Genomic DNA, 18,154 nt, shown 5'->3' with positions numbered 1-18,154 from the left:
TGAAAACAAAGGAAATTAGGATTACTCCATTCACTGCCGATCCCGTTCGTGGAAATCAATCTCGGAGCGGACAGACTCGTAGGGCGCGAGCGGTTTAAATGGATAAAGCACGGCTTGCTGTGATGAGGAGCATCCAACTCATCACGACTATAGTTAGGAAGATGCGGTAGGAACCATAAATGCTATATCGCAAAGAACCAGAGGGGCTGATAGCGATCGCGCAGCTTGCCCATGCATGGGTATCGGGTCAATTGGCACAAGCTTGGGGAAATGAGTATTTTGGGAAGCTGGAACCTAGAAAAGAGGTTTGCTTAGGTGCCCAGCAACATGATATTGGCTGGCTGTCCTGGGAAAAGACGCCTACCTTCAACCCAAAAACAGGTTTGCCGCACAGTTTCACGGAATTACCGAGAAAAATCCATATAGATATTTGGTCAAAAGCCGGAGAATTAGCGATCGCTCAAGGAAGATATCCAGCGCTGTTGGCTTCCCTGCACGGTACGCGCCTCTACGAGCATTACGACTCTAGTAACGACTCCGCAGAAGATATCCAGCTTGTGCAGGACTTCCTAGGGCGCGAACAGGCTTTCCAGAAGGAATTAATTGACTCCCTCCGCAACGATCCGGATTACGCACCCTACAGCACACCAGAAGCGATCGCCCGAAATCGGCAGTTAGTGGGAATCTGGGATTGTTTATCGCTGATCTTGTGCATGAAGTTAAGTAAAGAGCGTTCAGTAGAGAAGGTTCCCACCGCTGAGGGTGAAATTACGCTGAAGCTGACGCCACTAGCAGGCGATCCAACTCAGGTAGCGGTAAGTCCTTGGCCTTTTTCAGAGAACGCGGTGACGCTGGTTTGCGAAGGACGCTATCTATCGGAAACCTTCCCAGACGAGGAGACGATGCGGAACGCGATCGCGAAAGCACCTTGGGTGACGATTAAAACTCACCTGCATCCCGTGTAAGCACCGACTGGATTATGTAATTAATCGGTATTCATCAAAGCAACATATTGTGCTTACCCATAAAGAAGTCAGTAGGGGCAAATGCTTTGCCTCTGCTGACTCTATATTTTGCTTTTTTTACCCAATATTCCTACTAGACTTGCTTTCAAGAGAGATGAAGAGCGCCTGCTCTCTTATCCAAGAGTAGGTAATTTTATCGTCGTTTTTCAAGAGAATCTTCGGGGTTCATTGCGACGCTCGTTTAGGCAATAAACCCCGAAAAATCAACTCATTTCAACTGCCCTTTTCCAAAAAGCATAAGTGTCACTTCCAATTTTTTGACTATCTTCTGAATAGATATCATCTAAACATTTTAAAAAAGCTTGGGCATAATTTTCTAATCCCAGAGTTGTCAAACATTTTAAAATCCTGGTAATCCGGAGGTAATTATGATTAAGAGGCTGAATCCAAGCCCTTTTTCTATCTTGATATTGGTCAGATTTGGTTATTTGAATATTATTGATGTTTCCTTCGTTGCATTTGAATCCGTAAAACCTGAGCATTATTTTAAATGACTTTTGCAGACGTGTTTTAAGTAAGGGATCTGTCCGAAAAGCTTGAACAATTTCATCATTTAGAACCAGTGCATTAGGGTTGTAGCCACTTTTATCTTTCAGGGGGAAAAGCCACTGAACATAGTCATGAATCCGTTCAAGTTTTTCGTAATTCCATGACCAAATATCATCGATCATCCGTCCTTCCGAATCGGGACGCTGACTAAGATAGAAAGCCACAAGAGCTGGGGATGGTTTAGCAGACAATTCCTTGTCAGATGATTTTGTCATCAGTGTTCCTCTGCAATTAATCTAATGTTAACAATCTGGAAAATAGATGGATTTACGCTCATTGTGAAGCTGCAAGGCGATAGAAAAGTCGATTAGCACTTCTGTTACAAACGACTATTTAGCAATAAGGAGATAACTAGAGTATTTAGCATTCCTCGTTATGCAACTATCTCGCTTTCCTCACAAAAGTCACAGTCGCCTAGTAGCGCTAACAACAGTTATTAACTGTTACATTTGTTAAAATAACCGTTGATAATTTCAACGATGCCAATGTAGCTGCTAGCGTTAGGCGATCGCATGAACTGACATCCGTGTCTGACTACTCAAACCGAGGTGCAAGCGATGAGTCAAGATACGCTCAATTTAATCCACGACAGGCAAAATCGCGGTTATACCAAGCTAGGTTGGCTGGATAGCGATCGCACCTTTTCCTTGGGGGGTTTGTTTGACCCAGAGCCAATGAGATTTTGCACTCTCAGGCTGATTCACGATGATAGAGTCTTACCCGGTTCTGGTTTCGGTACCCACAGCCATCATGACATGGAAATCCTCACCTACGTCCTAGAAGGTGCTATGGAGCATCAAGATAGCTTGGGGAATCGGACAGGTACTTATCCAGGAGACGCACAGATGATGAGTGCTGGCGCTGGCATCACCCACCGCGAATTTAATTTCTCTGAAACTAATTCCGTCTACTTTCCCCAAATTTGGATGATTTCCGATCCAGAAGAATTAGGTAAAAAACAATGACACAACCCATTCGCATTTTGCTCCAGACAACCATCCCGACAACAGAAGATGACTGGAGTATTTGGCGCTTCTCGATGTTACGCGACTATCTCGCATCTGTTACAGATGAAGCGGGGAATCTCCTGTTTGAAGTGACAGAACGCGATCGCGTGTTAGATGCAGACGGCAACGACCCAATTTTAAGTACCCTCGACCGCTCGGATTTTGACCAGCTATGGCTATTCGCATTAGATACTGGCGAAGGTCTGACGGAAAAAGATTGTGCGGGAATCAATGCATTTCGCAAACGCGGTGGAGGTATCCTCACCACCCGCGATCATCAAGATATGGGTTGCTCCATGTACGGTCTGGGTGACATCGGCGCGATCCACTTTTTCAACACCAAAAATCCAGACCCCGACGAATCTCGCTGGTGCATTGACGACCCCTACACAACCTATATTTCCTGGCCTAACTATCATTCTGGGCGCAACGGCGACTATCAAAAAATAACGCCTACGGAACCCATTCACGAACTTCTACGCAATCCCAATTCACCTTCTGGATTAGTCGAATATTTTCCCACTCATCCCCATGAGGGCGCAATCGGAGTTCCCGCAGGCGCAAAAAATGCTCGGGTTATTGCAATGGGCAAAAGCTTAATTACAGGTCGTCCCTTTAATCTGGCTGTTGTTATCGAAAGTGAAAAAGACACTGACGGCAACACCCTAGGGCGTGCAGTTGCTGCATCGAGTTTTCACCATTTTGTCGATTACAACTGGGACATCGAAAAAGGTTGTCCTAGCTTTGTGGATGAGGCTCCCGGCGATGGCATGAACCAAGAGCCACGCGCCCTAGAAGATATCAAGACTTATGCGCGGAATGTTGCTTTGTGGCTTGCGCCCTAATGCGTACAGGAAACTGTACCCGTGTTGCTAATTTTGCTTCTGTACGCTCATCTACACCAGGACAAGAAATTAACCAGATTCTGAGCAACTTCCCAAAGAATCTGCCGAAACTTCATTGATAAATCAGTCCTGAAATTTTTGCAGAACACTCAATAAAAGCAAAAAAGTCTAGAGTAGAAACGGAGGGAGCAGTGGAAGTATAGAAAATCCGATGAAGAAAGTCGCAATTGTCACGGGTGCCAATCGGGGGCTGGGTTTTGAAACTTGCCGACAACTCGCAAAGCAAGATATCCAAGTGATTCTGACCAGTCGTGACGAAGCACAGGGGAAAGCAGCCGTTGAGAAATTGCAAGCTGAAGGCTTAGATGTAGTTTCTCATCTGCTTGATGTCACCAGTGCAGAGAGTATTGAGCATCTTGCTCAGTTCATCCGCAATCAATTCGGGCGATTAGATATTCTAGTGAACAATGCTGGAATTGCTAGAGATCCTTTAGGAGATCCAGAGAGTAGTATCTTCAACACCAAGGTTAGTACCATCCACGAAACGATGGAGACGAATTTACACGGCCCATTACTGCTTTGCCAAGCATTAATTCCGCTGATGAAAGAGCATCAGTATGGGCGTGTTGTGAACGTATCATCGGGAGCAGGGCAGTTATCCGACATGAACACTGGATTTCCCGCTTATCGAATGTCCAAAACCGCATTAAATGCCCTCACACGGATTTTTGCCAATGAGTTGGAAGGCACCAATATTTTAGTGAATTCTGTGTGTCCTGGCTGGGTAAGAACCGATATGGGTGGCCCAAATGCTACCCGGTCTGTAGAGCAAGGGGTTGAAACAATTGTGTGGCTGGCTACTCTTCCAGATGATGGCCCCACGAGTGGTTTTTTCCGCGATCGCCAACCCATTGATTGGTAAGCACAATCGCATGCCATTTCTATATCTATTTGCTTTAGGTTAGACAGACGCGAGCAAGTGCGTTCCTACAATTTTTGTAGTCCCACCTTTAAAAGGGATGAGTAGCTTATTTTTATCATCTCTCTAAAGTTAGGTTTTTTGAACTAATGGACTCAAGTACAGGAAGTTGAACAATGTCGGCAAATTGATCTGCAAATTGAGCCTTTTCTATCTCCCTTTTTCGAGCTTCCACTTTAAGGCATTTATTTTGCACAAGATTTTTTTAAACAACCAATTAGGTTAGATTATGGCTCACTTAAATCAGCGTCACCCTGAAAATATTAGTGGCGATTTTTACGTTGATACGACTTGTATTGATTGCGATACTTGTCGTTGGATGACTCCAGAGGTGTTTTATCGCACCGATGAGCAGTCAGCAGTTTATCATCAGCCAGAAAATGAGGCTGAAAGATTAAAAGCAATGCAGGCTCTTTTGTCTTGTCCTACGGCTTCCATTGGGACTGTGGAGAAGCCAAAAGACGTTAAAGATGCTCAGCACAGTTTTCCGATTTTAGTCGCTGAAAATGTCTATCATTGCGGCTATCATGCAGAAAATTCCTATGGCGCTGCTAGCTATTTAATTGTGCGACCGGAAGGCAATGTGTTAGTTGATTCTCCCCGCTTTACGCCTCCTCTGGTGAAGCGGCTAGAGGAAATGGGAGAGATTCGCTATATGTATCTGACGCACCGAGATGATGTAGCGGATCATCAAAAGTATGCCGAGCATCTTGGGTGTCAGCGAATTCTCCACACCGACGAAATCTCTTCGGGTACTCGCAATGTGGAAATTCAGCTAACTGGCTTAGAGCCAGTACAGTTGGAGCCAGATTTGTTAATTATTCCAGTGCCCGGTCATACAAAAGGTCACACGGTTTTACTGTACAAAAATAAATTTCTGTTCACGGGAGATCATCTGGCTTGGTCGCCAAGTTTAAATCACTTGTTTGCCTTCCCCGATGTCTGTTGGTATTCCTGGCCTGAATTGCTTAAATCAATGCGAAAGCTGGCTAATTACTCGTTTGAGTGGGTGCTACCCGGTCACGGACGCCGATACCATGCTGACAATGAGACGATGCGCCAGCAGATGCAGCAGTGTATCGCCTGGATGGAAGCGCGTTAAAGTCTTTTTGATTTTCTCAACGCCTCTTGAACAAGGGGGTTAGAAGCACACCGCGTCAGAAGGATAGCGCCTCAATGCGTAACTTGTGACGCCAAAAACTGATATGGCAACGGTATTCCTAAGTGGGGTGCCGTTTTTTTTAGTTGATTTCCTGAAGTTAGCAATTTCGGCTGTCAAAGGTAACGGCTATGTATCCAGAATGACTAGAATCTCATGAGCGACTTCAGCCTGGTAGTTGTCGGACTGTTAACTGCTGGGAAAAACTCAACTTTGCCACCCTCAGCCGTAATGCCTCAGCCATCCGAGCGATCGCTCGATGCAACTGAGCCTCAACCCGTTTTAAAGCCTTCCGTCACGGTTGAAGTCACGCAGCCAGAATTCTCAACCTCCAATCGCCTGACTTCTCAAACCAGTCCCGTTTTGATCCCCCCAACCCCCCTTAAAAAGGGGGGAAATCCAGTCAAAGTCCCCCTTTTTAAGGGGGATTTAGGGGGATCGATCAACGTTTTGCCACTTAACCAAAAATCGTACACGATAGCCGCAAGCGGGGGGAATGAGGGGGGTAAGGGAAGGGGGAATAATATTACTCCCCTCGCCTTGCAGGAGAGGAGTCGGGAGAGAGGTTTGTTAGCCCAAATGAGTTCTCCGAATGCCTCCCAAGAGATACCCGCAGCAACTCAGCCGAACGATGCTGGCTTAGAAAATATCGCTGACGGCGATGAATCAGACGATGCGATGAGTCAATTAACATCAGTCGATCAACTGACCGATGTTACTCCCGCAGATTGGAGTTACCAAGCCCTAAAAAACCTGACAGAACGGTATGGAGTTATTTCCGGCTACCCGGATGGCAGCTTTCGCGGCAACCGTTCCCTCAGCCGCTACGAATTTGCCGCAGCCCTCAATGCTGCCCTGGAAGCAATTTTGTCACAGCCCCAAGGCATTCCTCAAGATGATTTAGCAACCCTGCAACGGCTTCAACAAGACTATGCCACGGAACTAGCGGAAGTGAAAGGTCGAGTCGATAACTTAGAAAGTCGGACAGCACAGCTCGAAAATCACCAATTTTCTACCAATACTCGACTATTTGGGCAAGCAATTGTTGGCTTGCAGGGAAGCAATCAAGTAGATGTGGATTTGTTCCCCAGAGATGGGGTGCCGGAACGTTCTGGTCAGGCTCAGTTGACTCTAGCAAGTAACGTTCAACTGTCTCTGGTAACCTCGTTTACAGGACAGGATTTACTGCTGACGGGGCTTCAGGGTGGAAATCTCGCCTCTTCTGCACCCTTTGTCTTTACCAATATGGGTCGATTATCGACTGAGTTAGAAACTAACAACGACCTGGTTTTGAGCGACCTTTCCTATCGGTTTCCAGTCACGGATAACCTCGGCGTTATTGTTGGTCCGGCTGGTGTTAACCCTGCCAATACATTTCGCGGTATCAATCCTTTAGAAGGTTCGGGAGATGGTTCGATTTCCTTATTAGGTCAGCGCAACCCCATTCTGTCAATTGGCAACGGCACGGGCGGCATTGGATTTGACTGGCAAATTAACAAACGCCTGAGTTTACAAGCCGTCTACAGCGCTGAACTTCCTGGCTTTACCAGTAATAGCAGCCAAGGTGGACTATTTGGCGGTAGAACCAGTGCGGGCGTGCAGTTAACCATTGCACCGACAAATAATCTGGATATTGGGTTGCACTATATCTATTCACACTCTCCCGATGGTTTGCTGGGTATCGGCACCGGCGACAATCAACTCATTTCGCCCTTGGCACCGATTATTTCGCCATCGACTTCTTTTGCCTTTAATACTCACGCCGTGGGAGGGACTTTGGCTTGGCGCGTCAACCCTAGATTGACTTTAGGGACTTGGGGAGGGTGGACTTCTTCAGACCCGGTCAATCTTTCGGGTTCTGTGGAAACTACGAATTGGATGTTATTTTCTGCGTTTCCTGACTTGTTTGGTAGAGGAAATTTGGGGGGAATTTTGTTTGGACAGCCGCCGAAAATTACTTCCAGTACCTTGCCGGATGGCTTCAATCTTCCCAACTTTTTGACCAATTTGAGTGGAACGCCGGGAGGGCGTCGCGACACGGCTTTGCACCTAGAGCTGTTTTATCGAGCCAGATTGACGGATAACATTTTCCTGACTCCAGGGGTATTGGTGGTTTTCAACCCCGACCATAATGCGGCAAATGACACGTTAGTCGTGGGAACGATGAGAGCAACTTTCCGGTTTTAAGGAGAAAAGCTAGTAAAAGCGAAAAAGCTCTGATAAATGAAATAACCTGTTGCGGTTTCGGCAAAATTCCCCAGTATATGTGATTGAGTGAGGCACAAACTGGCGGAAGCTTTGCTTTGCCATCGATGCGATCGCTCTATTTTTTGGCTAATCCCAATCGGAAAGAATATTTATGCGATCGCTATCTTCAAAAACTCCGGTGAGTTTAAGCTTACTGATTAGCAGTAGTTTAACCGCTACGATCGTGGGCTTGGGAGCAAATGGTGCTTTTGCCCAAGTAACCATTAACAGTAGCGGTACAGTCACGGGTACCTTTACCCTTCCCCCTGCCAACCCAAATTTCAACCAAAGCACAACGAGAGTTGATACTAATGCCGCAGGGCAATATTTCCGCAACGGCATCCTCGTCTACACTGCACCCAATCCTGGCTATGTAGGAACCAAAGCCGATGGCACTCATTATGTAGACTTTCGCGGTATTCCCGTTGTCTCCACGAATGGAACGATTACCTCTCCGGTTCTAACTAGCGGCAATCTTCAACCCAAAAAGCAAACCGGGCAAGAAGGAACCACCTTATTTGGCACAATTCAGGATGAATTTGTCGCCAGAGGCTTCTGGGAAGGCGTTGTCACCGATCCAAAAACCGGACAACAGTATCAAGGTGTATTTGAAATTAGGGGTCAGGGGCCTAGATATAGCGATGCCAATGGAGGCACCAGCCCCACCGTGTTTGATTTTGGATCTGAATACAATTTCGGCAACAACTTGCCCCCTACCGTGCCGAAACCCCTCCCTTCTTTTACTATCCCTGCCGGTGGTATGCCGGTGAAATTACAGGTGAAAGTGCCTGCAAATGCCGTTTTAATTACGCCAACACCTGTCCCAGCGCCAACACCTGTCCCAGCACCAACACCTGTCCCAGCACCAACACCTGTCCCAGCGCCAGCACCTGTCCCAGCGCCAGCACCCACGTCCTCAACACCCCCCCCAGTAACCTCCCCAATAACCTCCCCAATAACCTCCCCAGTACCTGCCCCAGCACCTATTAGCAGTGGCGGTAGTCCAGCCAGTGGAGGAACCCCATCCCCATCCCCATCCGGGGCAAATGTGCCTCCCTCACTCTTCAGCCGCAATGACTCTACTGAGGTTAATCATGTAGTCTTGGAGTCTTCCGCGACAGCCGCAACCAGTTGTACGCCTAATCAAGGCAGCAACTCAACAAGTGTCTCATCTTCTGCCAACGAGCAGACGGCAGGATGCTCGATTGAGCTGACGACATCTGAGCAACCCATTGGGCCTCGGAGTCGAGTGCTGCTGCGTTAATGGAGGGTCTGCCAGCGTTAATTTAAGCAGTAGAGACGCAGAGCTGTGTGTCCCTACAAAGCTAATTGACTAAACGCTTCTAGCCAGTACAAACTTCTAGCCAGTACAGAATCCTCAACTGGCTAGAAGTTGAGAAGGCGTCACGCGCCACAATTGCTCTAGTCGATTTGCTGGCATCGTCAAATACAAAATATCGCCAGGACTGAGGCAAGTTTCCAAAACATCCCAGCCGTGAATCGTTTGACAGTTTGTTTCGATATACAAAGGCACAAAGTCGGCGTCCATTGCCGATTCTTGAACGCGCTTGCCACAAAACGGATGCCCTGGTGTAATCATGGTGGCTAAAGCGATCCAAAGACTATCGCCAGTTATCCCATTACCTAAAATTCGTCCTCCTAAAGCCGCTGCTGCAAAGGAAGGTGCGGCTAATTCAGTCGGACTCAACACGGCATCAAATTCAAATACCTTTTGCGCTTGGGATGCAAAGTGGGGGTCTTGATTCCGCACCACGACAGCTAATTTGGGTGCAATCCCTTTAGCGCTAAGGGCAATCTCTAAATTTGCCATATCGTCGCTGGTGACAGCTAAGAGGGCGTCTGCCTTGTCTACATTGGCAGCTTTTAGGGTGGCAGATAAACTGGCATCTCCTTGAATCACGGGCACTTTCAAAGCGCGGACGGTGTTGAGAAAGCGATTGTTGGCGTCCCGTTCGATGACAACTACCTCATGTCCGTGGGTATGGAGTTGGTTGACGATTTGAACTCCGATACCACCGAGTCCGCACACAATGTAGTGACTTCGCCCTGGAACTCGTGCGGCGTCCCAAAATTGTTTGAACCGGGTGCCTAAAACAAAATCGTTGAGGAGAGCATAGCAAATCCCGATTACACCAGCACCGAGCAGCATCATCATTGCGGTAAAGATTTTAATGCTATCGGGTGCGTGTTCTGCGACTTTCTCGTTACCACCGGCACCTGTAATCATGCCAACCGAAAAATAAAGGGAGTCAACGACAGATATTTTTGCATCGACACAAACATAAGTGAGGGTGGCAACAAAAACGGTGATCAGAAGGACTAGGGTAACAACTGCTATCGGTTGACCGTATTGCGGAAACTGTTGGAAGTTGGTCAGGACTTTGAAAAGTTTCGGAAGTACGGGTTTGCCGGAGGTGCGGACGCTGGGTTGGGTGCCAACAATTAAGCGATCGCCTATTTGCAACTTTTGCCCATACACGACGGCAGAAATGAGATCTATCTGACCGTCCACCGGCAAGTAGTAAATCAGCATCCGAGAACGGTCATCCCACAAGTCAGCTAACTTACGACCGATCCAAGGATGCATTTCATCAATATGTTCTTCGTGGATGGGCCAAGTTTGGTTAAACAGCCGCAACTGCCCAATCGCTTGGCTTCCCAAGGCGGCAAAGGCAAACACAGGCGCGGCTAGGGCAGCAACGCTCATGGTGACGTGATCTGCAAGCGTCTGGTTAAGGCGATCGCCCAAGCTCGTATTAAACAACCGATTGATAATCCGAATCCGAGGATTGAGAATTCGTGCCTGGGTGAGAATCGCTAAGTTCAGCGCCTCGTCTTCCCCAGCCAGCACTAACGTTTGGGCTTCCTGAATCCCCGCTGCTTTTAGGGTAGAAGCTGCCCGTAATTCTCCAATTACGACATCATAATCTTCACCCGGAATCGATTCTGCATGGATGCCAATCACGCTGGCTCCCTGCTGTCTTAGCAAGGAAAATATTTTATACCCAGTCAAACCTAAGCCGCAGACAATAATTTTGGGTTTCATCCCGCCTAATCACTGCCTAAATATTCGTGCAATTGAACATTCTTACTGAGTTCCGCTCAAAGGACTGTAGCCGTATACACCGCTAAGACATTGCTTGTCTTCAGGCGGTCGGGATGATCGCTGAATACACCATGCAGGCGATCGCGCTTCAGAAATTGCCAAAACGTCATTACTGGAATTGCATCATCAGCTTCTTCCAGGCAGAGAAGGAAAACTTTTTTGACATCATTCTTTGCCATCTTGGGCAGGGTGAAGCCCTTGTGGCAGTAGCCATCGTAAATGAGTTGTGCTAGCTAAGCTCTGATTTGTGGGTTAGTTTCAAGATAGGTCTGCCCTTCGGGAGAATGAGCAAACAGGTTAATTAGGTTATCGTAGTAAGCATTCAGAATTAAATCGGCTATGTGTATTTGTGTTCGTCAAATTGATGGATATCCAAAGGCGGATTTTTAATATTCAGGTGTTAGATTATTGAATTTAAATTAATCTTTTAGCCCGAATATACGCTCTAAAAATAGGTTTCAAATTAATTCTGAAAAAAGCTGTTAACTCAATGACTTACCATGTAATTTATGATGGCAATTGCAATCTCTGCGTCACCCTTGTGCAACTGCTGGAAGGTTTAGATAAAGGGCAGATGTTTCAGTACATTCCGATGCAAGCTCCAGAAGCCCTCAAGCACTTTGGAATTACATCCCAAGATTGTGAAATGGGAATGATCTTGATTGATGCCGATACGCCTGAGAGACGGTGGCAGGGAAGTGATGCAGCAGAAGAAATTGGGCGATTGTTGCCAATGGGGAGCCTATTTGTGGATGCATATCGAGCTTTACCGGGGGTGAAGTGGATGGGCGATCGCACTTACGAACAAATCCGCGATAACCGTTACACCATCTTTGGCAAACGTTCTTCTACTTATCAATCTAGTTACCCAGCTAGTTTTTGTTCTACGGGATGTGTTACTGAATAAGAACTCACAAAAACATTTGGTGGGAAACTGAAAGCGATCGCCCAAACAAGGTAACACCCTAAAAGTAGAGGGGAAGCATTGGGATACTCTCGCCAAAGCTTTCCTTCCCCAGGTAGACGCTAGGCAGTAGTTTTCGTTTTTAAAATAATAGTTAGCTATCGCTGTCCTGTTGCGAAAAGTCGCCGCTTAAAAGCTGGTGGCTTGGTTTTACAATTGCTGGCTTGGGGCGGTGATTTAACAAGGGCGGGAAAAAAGCTTTATCAAGGTTTGATCGGGGGGTTATCTACTGCTGTAGCGACTAGCTGCGAAGTAGATTTAGGAGATTTGGGCAATGAACAAGAGATTTACGAATAATCGGGTTGCCGATAGAACAAAGAGCTTTTCCGAAGGATTTTGGAACAGTGGCGGCGCGATCGCATTAGCGCTGCTTGCCATGCTTCTTCCTGGTTGCGTAGCTGTCCAGAAAGAAGCGGCTGCCCCTGAACCTACCACAGCCGTTGAAAAAGTTGCTCAAAACACGGATCAACTGATCGGTCAAACAGTAACGGTCAGTGGCGAAGTTGAAGAAATTATTGGTCCCAAAGCGTTTCAGTTAGAAGACGACAAAATATTCAGTGGCGAAAAAGTGTTGGTTTTGAATGCAGTTCCTGCCACAGTTCCAATCGCTGAAGGTAAGAATGTTACGGTGACAGGGCAAGTTCGGAAATTCGTCCTGGATGATTTTGAGAAAGAGTACAACTTAACGAATGATTTAAATGTCAAGAAGAAAATGGAAGCCGAATTTGAAGGCAAGCCGGTAGTCATTGCTCAGACAACCCAAGTCATCGAGTAATTCCCTAGGGATTACCCATTCGACTTAAGCGATTTCTTCGCTGTTGAACAGTTCAAATATTTGCCGACAAAAGTGCTTCAGCTTTTCCCCTACTTCAGGCACTGGCTGGGATTCCCCGACAAACTGCCACTCCTCTACGGTCGAGAGTAGCCACTGTTTGCCTTTATGGTCAAAACCTGCTAATTCGACACCGATAGCACGGCGAATCCCAGTCACGGGGTCTTCGTAAAAACGAATCTGTACCAAGATGCTGCGGCTTTGAAATAAGCGACTTCTGCCAGGAAAATGGAAGCCGATATCAATTGAATCCGGATCGACTAACTCTCTAGTATCCGGGTCGTTTGCCCAAGGTTTTAAATCTGCTTTTGCATCAGGAAACTCAGATTTGTAGAGATTGACAACAGCAGCAATCTTACTAGCGACTTGTATGTTTGTGGCCTGTTCAGCTGCATTCACTTCGCTTGGGTTCCCCTAAACTTGCGCTTTTTCAGTTGTTTTGGCGTTTAAATATAACAGGATGTTCTCTATTTCGCAACTTGGTAGAGCATCCTTCTTTAAGTTTATTCATTGAGGCGATAAGAATGGTAAATTTGGATACTATACAAGTGCTATTTTTTAAGGTATATTCAAATAATGGAAATATGTGCGTTTTTTGAACTTGCCCTTAAATTTCCATTATAAAGAATTGAGTAAAAAATAAATATAAACTCCTAATAATATACCAGAAAAAATTGCTAAATTATCATGAAATCCTTGAAATTCTAATATTTCAACAGCGGAATTGTAGATGCAATTTTAACCAGAATACTAAAATTAAAACTTGACTTGCTTTGCCGGAGATTCCCGCTTTTGCGGTAAGCTCAAGCAACCGGGAGATGTGCAGGCAAAGATAGTGTCAACCAATGAGCAATTAATCAAGATCGGTTCCTTGGAATGGTTTTACCGGGAAGAGAATCCGATTGGTAGAAGTGATAACCTGCCAGTTCTGCTGCTGCACGGGTTGCCGTCGCAGAGTTATAGCTGGAGCGGGGTAATGCCCGGATTAGCAGAGAAAGGGTATAGAGCGATCGCGCCTGACTGGATTGGTTTTGGCTTCTCGGCGAAACCAGAGCGGCGGGACTTTGCGTATACACCCGATACCTTCATCAACGCACTAGCAGAATTCATCCAACACCTGGAAATCGAGCGATTCTATCTGGTTGTTCAGGGATTTTTGGGTTCTGTGGGACTCCAGTACGCTCTGCGTCATCCAGGCCAAATCGAGCGCTTGGTTATCCTCAATACACCTGTGGCAACGACTGCCAAGCTGCCTTGGAAGATTCAACAATTGGGTCTGCCTTTTGTCGGCGATATGATGACGCAAGACCCGCTCTTGGTGGACAGAACCTTAGAAGGTGGTAGCCGTTACGTCATCCCAGATAAGGATTTAGACGTTTACCGCCGTCCCTACCTCAAAAGTTCGGATGCGGGGCGAAGTCTCCTGTACACCGTGCGGAATCTCCAGCTTCAGCAGTCGATGGCAGAAATAGAATCCGGTTTTCAAAGCTGGACGCAGCCAACTTTAATTGCCTGGGGGATGAAAGACCCCTGGCTTCCCTTCACTCAAGCGCAACAGCTGGCGAGTTCCATCCAGAGGGCAGAAATCATGAAGATGGAAGAAGTCGGGCATTATCCTCAAGACCATTGGTCGGACAAAGTCAGCGATGCGATTCAAGGGTTTCTGCGTCGTCAGGCAATTGGATAATGGGTGATATCATCTCTTTTTCTCTTCTCCTCTCGCGTTTTCCCGATTTTTCTCTAAAATAACAGGGGAAATTTGATTCATGGTTTCAAAAAATAGCATGATGGCACGTTATCGGTCTATTTTGGGTTTAATTTTGGCAGTGGTAGCCACATTTATGATTAGTTGCGGTAGTGCAACTGCGGCAACGAAATCGGCTCCTACTTACACGGCGGCTCAGATTGAGCAGATTCAGCAATCGCTTCCGGGAATTCAAGAACAGCGCGATCGCCTTAACACATTGCAAACCTTCATCCAACAACGGCGATGGGTAGATGTGGGTACATTTATTCACGGGCCACTAGGAGATTTGCGACGGAATATGAACCGTGTGGCGGATAGCTTGGCTCCTAAGGACAAACAGGCGGCGCGTCAAGCAGCAAAAGATTTGTTCAGCGATCTGGTCAGAATCGATCAGGCTGCGAAAGAGGCGGATTATCAGCAAGCGGTGACAAATTTCCGCTCTGTATTGCAAGAGTTCGACGCCTTTATGAACTTGATTCCGAAGGCATAGCCAATTAAGGGGTAATTGGGAAAAAGTTATTAGTCCTGGGTCATTTGTCATGAGTTCGTTGCTACTGACTCAGAATTCAGGGCTGATCGTCATTACCGATTACCCCGTTACCGATTACCCATTTCTCATGCGCTCTTTCTGATGCGCTCTCAAATGAGTCAGGTTGTAATTATTGGATGCGGCGTTGTTGGGGCTGCGATCGCTTATGAACTCAGTCTAATTCCAGGGCTAACAATTACAGTCTTGGACAAGCAACCACCCGCACAAGCCGCCACTGGCGCTGCATTGGGCGTCTTGATGGGCGCGATCAGTCACAAAATTAAGGGCAATGCCTGGAAAATGCGGCAGGCTAGCATCCAGCGCTATGAAACCCTGATTCCAGAGCTAGAAGCGCTTTTAGACCGTCAGATCCCCTTCAACCGCCAGGGAATTCTGATGCTCCGCTTTGCCGGTGAAGATTTATCTCGTTGGGAAAAACTGGTAGAAATTCGCCACACTCAAGGCTGGCACCTGGAAATTTGGGACGCCGCCCAACTCCAGTCTCGCTGTCCTCAGTTGAGTCATGAGATAATCGGCGCGATTTATTCTCCCCAAGATCGGCAACTCGACCCGGTTGCTCTGACTTTAGGGCTGGTTGATGCTGCCCAACGCAACGGCGTTACCTTTAAATTTGGCGTCACTGTCTTAGAAGAGGAAGCAAGAAATACGGACATTCGCCACATTCAAACAACCGCAGGGCAAGTTGATGTTGATTGGTTAATTGTGGCAGCGGGGCTTGGTTCCACCCCACTCACAGCGTCTTTAAAACAACCGATTGATATTCGCCCGGTATTGGGACAAGCGTTGCATTTGCGCCTAGCGCAGCCAATGGGGCGTGCAGATTTCCAGCCGACAATTACAGGCAATGATGCCCACATTGTGCCCGTAACGGACACAGAATACTGGGTTGGTGCGACGGTGGAGTTTCCCAATAATGGGGATGAGATAGTGGCAGATGCCGCCCATCTGGATGAAGTCATGGCGCAAGCGATCGCGTTTTGCCCCAGCCTAGCCCAAGCCACAATCCTGAAAACTTGGTCGGGGTTGCGTCCCCGCCCCGAAGGACGCCCCGCCCCGGTTATCGGTCTTCTGCCCGGTTACAGCAATGTTCTTCTCGCCACAGGTCATTATCGCAACGGCGTTTTACTCGCACCCGCCACCGCCCAAGCGATTCGGGAACTGATTGAGCGATCGCTCAATCAAGATAAATAATCGTGAGATGTCTGATTTTGCTGTTTTATTAAATGGTTATTTTATTTAAAATACTTAAATTATTTTTAGCGATCGCCCTTTTATTCGTTGCCTTTAATTTAAGAGCGCCTTTCCTCCCAAGCATAAAGTTTTATTTCTTTTTAGGTTTAATCGCAATCAATTTAGCTTTAATTTTTACTGAAATTAAAGCTTTTACCCCCTCGAAGCTTAAAAAAAAATTCCTGAATAAAACAATCCTCGTGATTGCTTGCCTAAGTCTTCTTACAGCTTTAACAGTTGAAATAAGATTTAACTTACTGAAACAAAGTCTATTCCATGCCAAACCATCCCAAATAGAAAAGCTGGGTCAGCATTTTATTATTGGCTATCGAGACTCGAATGAAGTCAAGAAACTAGTTTCTAAAAAAGCCATAGGCGGTATATTTCTCACAACCAGAAATATTAAAAATAAAACCCAAGAAGATATCAAGCAAGAAATTAGTGCTTTGCAGGAGATTCGCCGCAGTCAAGGTTTATCTCCTTTATGGATAGCGACCGATCAAGAAGGGGGTGTAGTATCTCGATTATCTCCCCCTCTAACCCGATTACCTCAATTATCAAAAGTTATTTCTGAGTCTGCAAATATAGAACAAGCAAAAGAGAAAGTCATCAAGTATGCCAAAACTCAGGCAAGTGAGCTATCTACAATTGGAATTAATCTAAATTTTGCCCCTGTGTTGGATTTAAACAAAGGAGTGATAAATCCAAACGATAAATTTTCTAAGATTTATAAGCGAGCTATTTCATCTGATAAAAAAGTCGTTGAAAAATTTGCTTTATTATATTGTCAGACGTTAGAAGCTAATGGGGTTAGATGTACGATTAAGCATTTTCCGGGATTGGGAAGAGTAGAGACCGACACCCATCTTGAAAGTGCAGAATTGCATACTTCCGTGAATGAATTAGCGCAGGATGATTGGGTACCCTTCCGGACATTAATGAGTAAATCTCAGGCTTTCACGATGTTGGGTCATGCTAAATTGATGGCGGTAGATGCTGAACATCCCGTCTCCTTTTCCCAGAGAGTAATTAGCATGATTAGAAATGATTGGCAACAGGATGGGGTTTTAATCACTGACGATTTTTGTATGTATGCAGTTTACAACAGTCAAGATGGTTTGAGAAATGCTACCGTCAAGGCGCTGAATGCCGGAGCCGATTTGATATTGATTGCTTACGATCGCGATTTATATTATGAAGCGATGGATGCTTTAATCAAAGCTGATAATAAGCGCCAATTAGAGAATGAACTGCTAATAAAAAGTAGCAGCAGGTTAGAGCAAACCAAAAAGGCTCTCTATGGATTGCCCAAAGGGTTGCCGATAAGTGGAACAAACGGTTGAGATTAGAGGCGGTGTTAGCGAGGGGTTTGCTGTATATTAATAAATGTAAACAATAGAGCAAAACTTTAGAACTTCAGCCGTTAATATGTCTAGCAAGCCTCTAGGAAAAACCCGTCCCCTTTGGCAAGTGATTCTTTTATCGATTGTCACTCTGATGCTGTATTACGGCTGGTATAAGTGGATAATCCAAGAAGAATTACGTCGCTATAAAGGTTATGGTTGGTCAGGAACTTTATGCTTAGCGCCTTTTGTCTTGGGGGTAGCAGTTCCCCAACTATTGCGTATATTCGATCCTGATGTTCCTGGCTGGTTTGGTTGGTTTTCCTTGCTGGGAATTGCCTGGATTTACATTGTGCAGTTCAGACTCTATAAAACTGTAAACGAACTCTACAGCGAAGCTGGGATGAAAGAACCACTGGTTGTCTGGTGGATTTTTGTAAGTAGCTGGGACTAATTAAATATAAGATGGCATAAAGCTTCTAAACGGAGTTTTCCATTATTTATGCCTGCTCCTATTCGGATTATCTTAAGCGAAGCAGAGGACTCAATG

Annotated in this window: 18 protein-coding genes; 14 read left to right on the top strand and 4 right to left on the bottom strand. The window is 46.2% G+C overall.

The annotated features are described in order from the left end of the window. The first annotated feature begins 179 nt into the window (after positions 1 to 179). Entirely contained in the window at positions 180 to 965 is a 786-nt protein-coding gene (locus tag NDI34_RS19930; RefSeq protein WP_348233606.1) for a DUF3891 family protein, read from the top strand. 263 nt (positions 966 to 1,228) lie between these two features. Here the strand turns inward: NDI34_RS19930 and NDI34_RS19925 are convergent, their stop codons facing one another. Beyond that, positions 1,229 to 1,789, bottom strand: a complete 561-nt coding sequence (locus tag NDI34_RS19925) for an opioid growth factor receptor-related protein (RefSeq protein WP_348233605.1) — start codon at positions 1,787 to 1,789, stop codon at positions 1,229 to 1,231. Between the two features lie 342 nt (positions 1,790 to 2,131). Here NDI34_RS19925 and NDI34_RS19920 point away from each other — a divergent pair, with 342 nt between their 5' ends. The 6 genes from NDI34_RS19920 (at position 2,132) to NDI34_RS19895 (ending at position 9,075) form a co-directional block, all read left to right on the top strand. Further along, the gene (locus NDI34_RS19920; RefSeq protein WP_348233604.1) at positions 2,132 to 2,539 is read left to right on the top strand and encodes a pirin family protein; all 408 of its coding nucleotides are present in this window, start codon (positions 2,132 to 2,134) and stop codon (positions 2,537 to 2,539) included. Then, entirely contained in the window at positions 2,536 to 3,426 is an 891-nt protein-coding gene (locus tag NDI34_RS19915) for a hypothetical protein (protein WP_348233603.1), read from the top strand. The genes NDI34_RS19920 and NDI34_RS19915 overlap by 4 nt, the downstream gene beginning before the upstream one ends. 211 nt (positions 3,427 to 3,637) lie before the next feature. Continuing rightward, a complete protein-coding gene (locus NDI34_RS19910) occupies positions 3,638 to 4,348 on the top strand; it encodes an SDR family oxidoreductase (protein WP_190533717.1) in 711 nt (236 codons plus the stop codon). Between the two features lie 286 nt (positions 4,349 to 4,634). Next, positions 4,635 to 5,507 carry an MBL fold metallo-hydrolase gene (locus tag NDI34_RS19905; RefSeq protein WP_348233602.1) on the top strand — a complete coding sequence of 291 codons (873 nt, stop codon included), beginning with the start codon at positions 4,635 to 4,637 and terminating at the stop codon, positions 5,505 to 5,507. 213 nt (positions 5,508 to 5,720) lie between these two features. Then, positions 5,721 to 7,751, top strand: coding sequence for an iron uptake porin (locus NDI34_RS19900; protein WP_348233601.1), 2,031 nt, complete (start codon positions 5,721 to 5,723; stop codon positions 7,749 to 7,751). 172 nt (positions 7,752 to 7,923) lie between these two features. Beyond that, positions 7,924 to 9,075, top strand: coding sequence for a hypothetical protein (locus NDI34_RS19895; RefSeq protein WP_348233600.1), 1,152 nt, complete (start codon positions 7,924 to 7,926; stop codon positions 9,073 to 9,075). Positions 9,076 to 9,189: 114 nt separating this feature from the next. Here NDI34_RS19895 and NDI34_RS19890 read toward each other — a convergent pair whose 3' ends face one another. Together NDI34_RS19890 and NDI34_RS19885 are read right to left on the bottom strand one after the other, a co-directional pair. Next, the gene (locus NDI34_RS19890; protein WP_348233599.1) at positions 9,190 to 10,878 is read right to left on the bottom strand and encodes an NAD(P)-binding protein; all 1,689 of its coding nucleotides are present in this window, start codon (positions 10,876 to 10,878) and stop codon (positions 9,190 to 9,192) included. A gap of 56 nt (positions 10,879 to 10,934) precedes the next feature. Continuing rightward, the gene (locus NDI34_RS19885) at positions 10,935 to 11,117 is read right to left on the bottom strand and encodes a hypothetical protein (protein ID WP_190687611.1); all 183 of its coding nucleotides are present in this window, start codon (positions 11,115 to 11,117) and stop codon (positions 10,935 to 10,937) included. A gap of 311 nt (positions 11,118 to 11,428) precedes the next feature. Here NDI34_RS19885 and NDI34_RS19880 point away from each other — a divergent pair, with 311 nt between their 5' ends. Together NDI34_RS19880 and NDI34_RS19875 are read left to right on the top strand one after the other, a co-directional pair. After that, positions 11,429 to 11,845, top strand: coding sequence for a DCC1-like thiol-disulfide oxidoreductase family protein (locus NDI34_RS19880; protein WP_190687614.1), 417 nt, complete (start codon positions 11,429 to 11,431; stop codon positions 11,843 to 11,845). A gap of 331 nt (positions 11,846 to 12,176) precedes the next feature. Further along, entirely contained in the window at positions 12,177 to 12,677 is a 501-nt protein-coding gene (locus tag NDI34_RS19875) for a hypothetical protein (RefSeq protein ID WP_348233598.1), read from the top strand. Positions 12,678 to 12,701: 24 nt separating this feature from the next. On the opposite strand, the gene NDI34_RS19870 is transcribed toward NDI34_RS19875, so the two are convergent. Further along, on the bottom strand, positions 12,702 to 13,133 hold the full coding sequence (locus NDI34_RS19870; protein WP_190687620.1) for a hypothetical protein: 432 nt from the start codon (positions 13,131 to 13,133) through the stop codon (positions 12,702 to 12,704). Positions 13,134 to 13,569: 436 nt separating this feature from the next. Here NDI34_RS19870 and NDI34_RS19865 point away from each other — a divergent pair, with 436 nt between their 5' ends. The 5 genes from NDI34_RS19865 to NDI34_RS19845 all read left to right on the top strand — a co-directional run bounded on the left by NDI34_RS19865 (position 13,570) and on the right by NDI34_RS19845 (position 18,058). Then, positions 13,570 to 14,421, top strand: coding sequence for an alpha/beta fold hydrolase (locus tag NDI34_RS19865; protein WP_190429709.1), 852 nt, complete (start codon positions 13,570 to 13,572; stop codon positions 14,419 to 14,421). 79 nt (positions 14,422 to 14,500) lie between these two features. Beyond that, positions 14,501 to 14,971, top strand: a complete 471-nt coding sequence (gene psbQ, locus NDI34_RS19860) for a photosystem II protein PsbQ (protein WP_242029085.1) — start codon at positions 14,501 to 14,503, stop codon at positions 14,969 to 14,971. A 153-nt stretch (positions 14,972 to 15,124) separates the two neighbouring features. Further along, complete coding sequence (locus tag NDI34_RS19855; RefSeq protein WP_348233597.1) at positions 15,125 to 16,222, top strand: FAD-dependent oxidoreductase; 1,098 nt, start codon at positions 15,125 to 15,127, stop codon at positions 16,220 to 16,222. Between the two features lie 32 nt (positions 16,223 to 16,254). Beyond that, positions 16,255 to 17,604 carry a glycoside hydrolase family 3 N-terminal domain-containing protein gene (locus tag NDI34_RS19850; RefSeq protein WP_348233596.1) on the top strand — a complete coding sequence of 450 codons (1,350 nt, stop codon included), beginning with the start codon at positions 16,255 to 16,257 and terminating at the stop codon, positions 17,602 to 17,604. An 85-nt stretch (positions 17,605 to 17,689) separates the two neighbouring features. Beyond that, positions 17,690 to 18,058: a hypothetical protein gene (locus tag NDI34_RS19845; protein WP_348233595.1), complete on the top strand. Its 369-nt coding sequence runs from the start codon at positions 17,690 to 17,692 to the stop codon at positions 18,056 to 18,058. Positions 18,059 to 18,154 lie beyond the last annotated feature (96 nt).

The organism is Trichocoleus sp. DQ-U1 (genome assembly GCF_039961925.1).
GTDB lineage: Bacteria > Cyanobacteriota > Cyanobacteriia > Cyanobacteriales > FACHB-T130 > FACHB-T130.
Note: the sequence above shows the minus strand (reverse complement) of the source record. Positions and strands in the feature narration are given on the sequence as shown.

Bases quoted from the DNA above. Each gene is read 5' to 3' on its own strand.
- NDI34_RS19885 (WP_190687611.1), bottom strand. From the start codon at position 11,117: ATGGCAAAGAATGATGTCAAAAAAGTTTTCCTTCTCTGCCTGGAAGAA.
- NDI34_RS19855 (WP_348233597.1), top strand. From the start codon at position 15,125: ATGAGTCAGGTTGTAATTATTGGATGCGGCGTTGTTGGGGCTGCGATC.
- NDI34_RS19900 (WP_348233601.1), top strand. From the start codon at position 5,721: ATGAGCGACTTCAGCCTGGTAGTTGTCGGACTGTTAACTGCTGGGAAA.
- NDI34_RS19910 (WP_190533717.1), top strand. From the start codon at position 3,638: ATGAAGAAAGTCGCAATTGTCACGGGTGCCAATCGGGGGCTGGGTTTT.
- NDI34_RS19890 (WP_348233599.1), bottom strand. From the start codon at position 10,878: ATGAAACCCAAAATTATTGTCTGCGGCTTAGGTTTGACTGGGTATAAA.
- NDI34_RS19845 (WP_348233595.1), top strand. From the start codon at position 17,690: ATGTCTAGCAAGCCTCTAGGAAAAACCCGTCCCCTTTGGCAAGTGATT.
- NDI34_RS19920 (WP_348233604.1), top strand. From the start codon at position 2,132: ATGAGTCAAGATACGCTCAATTTAATCCACGACAGGCAAAATCGCGGT.
- NDI34_RS19875 (WP_348233598.1), top strand. From the start codon at position 12,177: ATGAACAAGAGATTTACGAATAATCGGGTTGCCGATAGAACAAAGAGC.
- psbQ (WP_242029085.1), top strand. From the start codon at position 14,501: ATGGTTTCAAAAAATAGCATGATGGCACGTTATCGGTCTATTTTGGGT.
- NDI34_RS19930 (WP_348233606.1), top strand. From the start codon at position 180: ATGCTATATCGCAAAGAACCAGAGGGGCTGATAGCGATCGCGCAGCTT.
- NDI34_RS19895 (WP_348233600.1), top strand. From the start codon at position 7,924: ATGCGATCGCTATCTTCAAAAACTCCGGTGAGTTTAAGCTTACTGATT.
- NDI34_RS19880 (WP_190687614.1), top strand. From the start codon at position 11,429: ATGACTTACCATGTAATTTATGATGGCAATTGCAATCTCTGCGTCACC.
- NDI34_RS19850 (WP_348233596.1), top strand. From the start codon at position 16,255: ATGGTTATTTTATTTAAAATACTTAAATTATTTTTAGCGATCGCCCTT.
- NDI34_RS19905 (WP_348233602.1), top strand. From the start codon at position 4,635: ATGGCTCACTTAAATCAGCGTCACCCTGAAAATATTAGTGGCGATTTT.
- NDI34_RS19915 (WP_348233603.1), top strand. From the start codon at position 2,536: ATGACACAACCCATTCGCATTTTGCTCCAGACAACCATCCCGACAACA.
- NDI34_RS19925 (WP_348233605.1), bottom strand. From the start codon at position 1,789: ATGACAAAATCATCTGACAAGGAATTGTCTGCTAAACCATCCCCAGCT.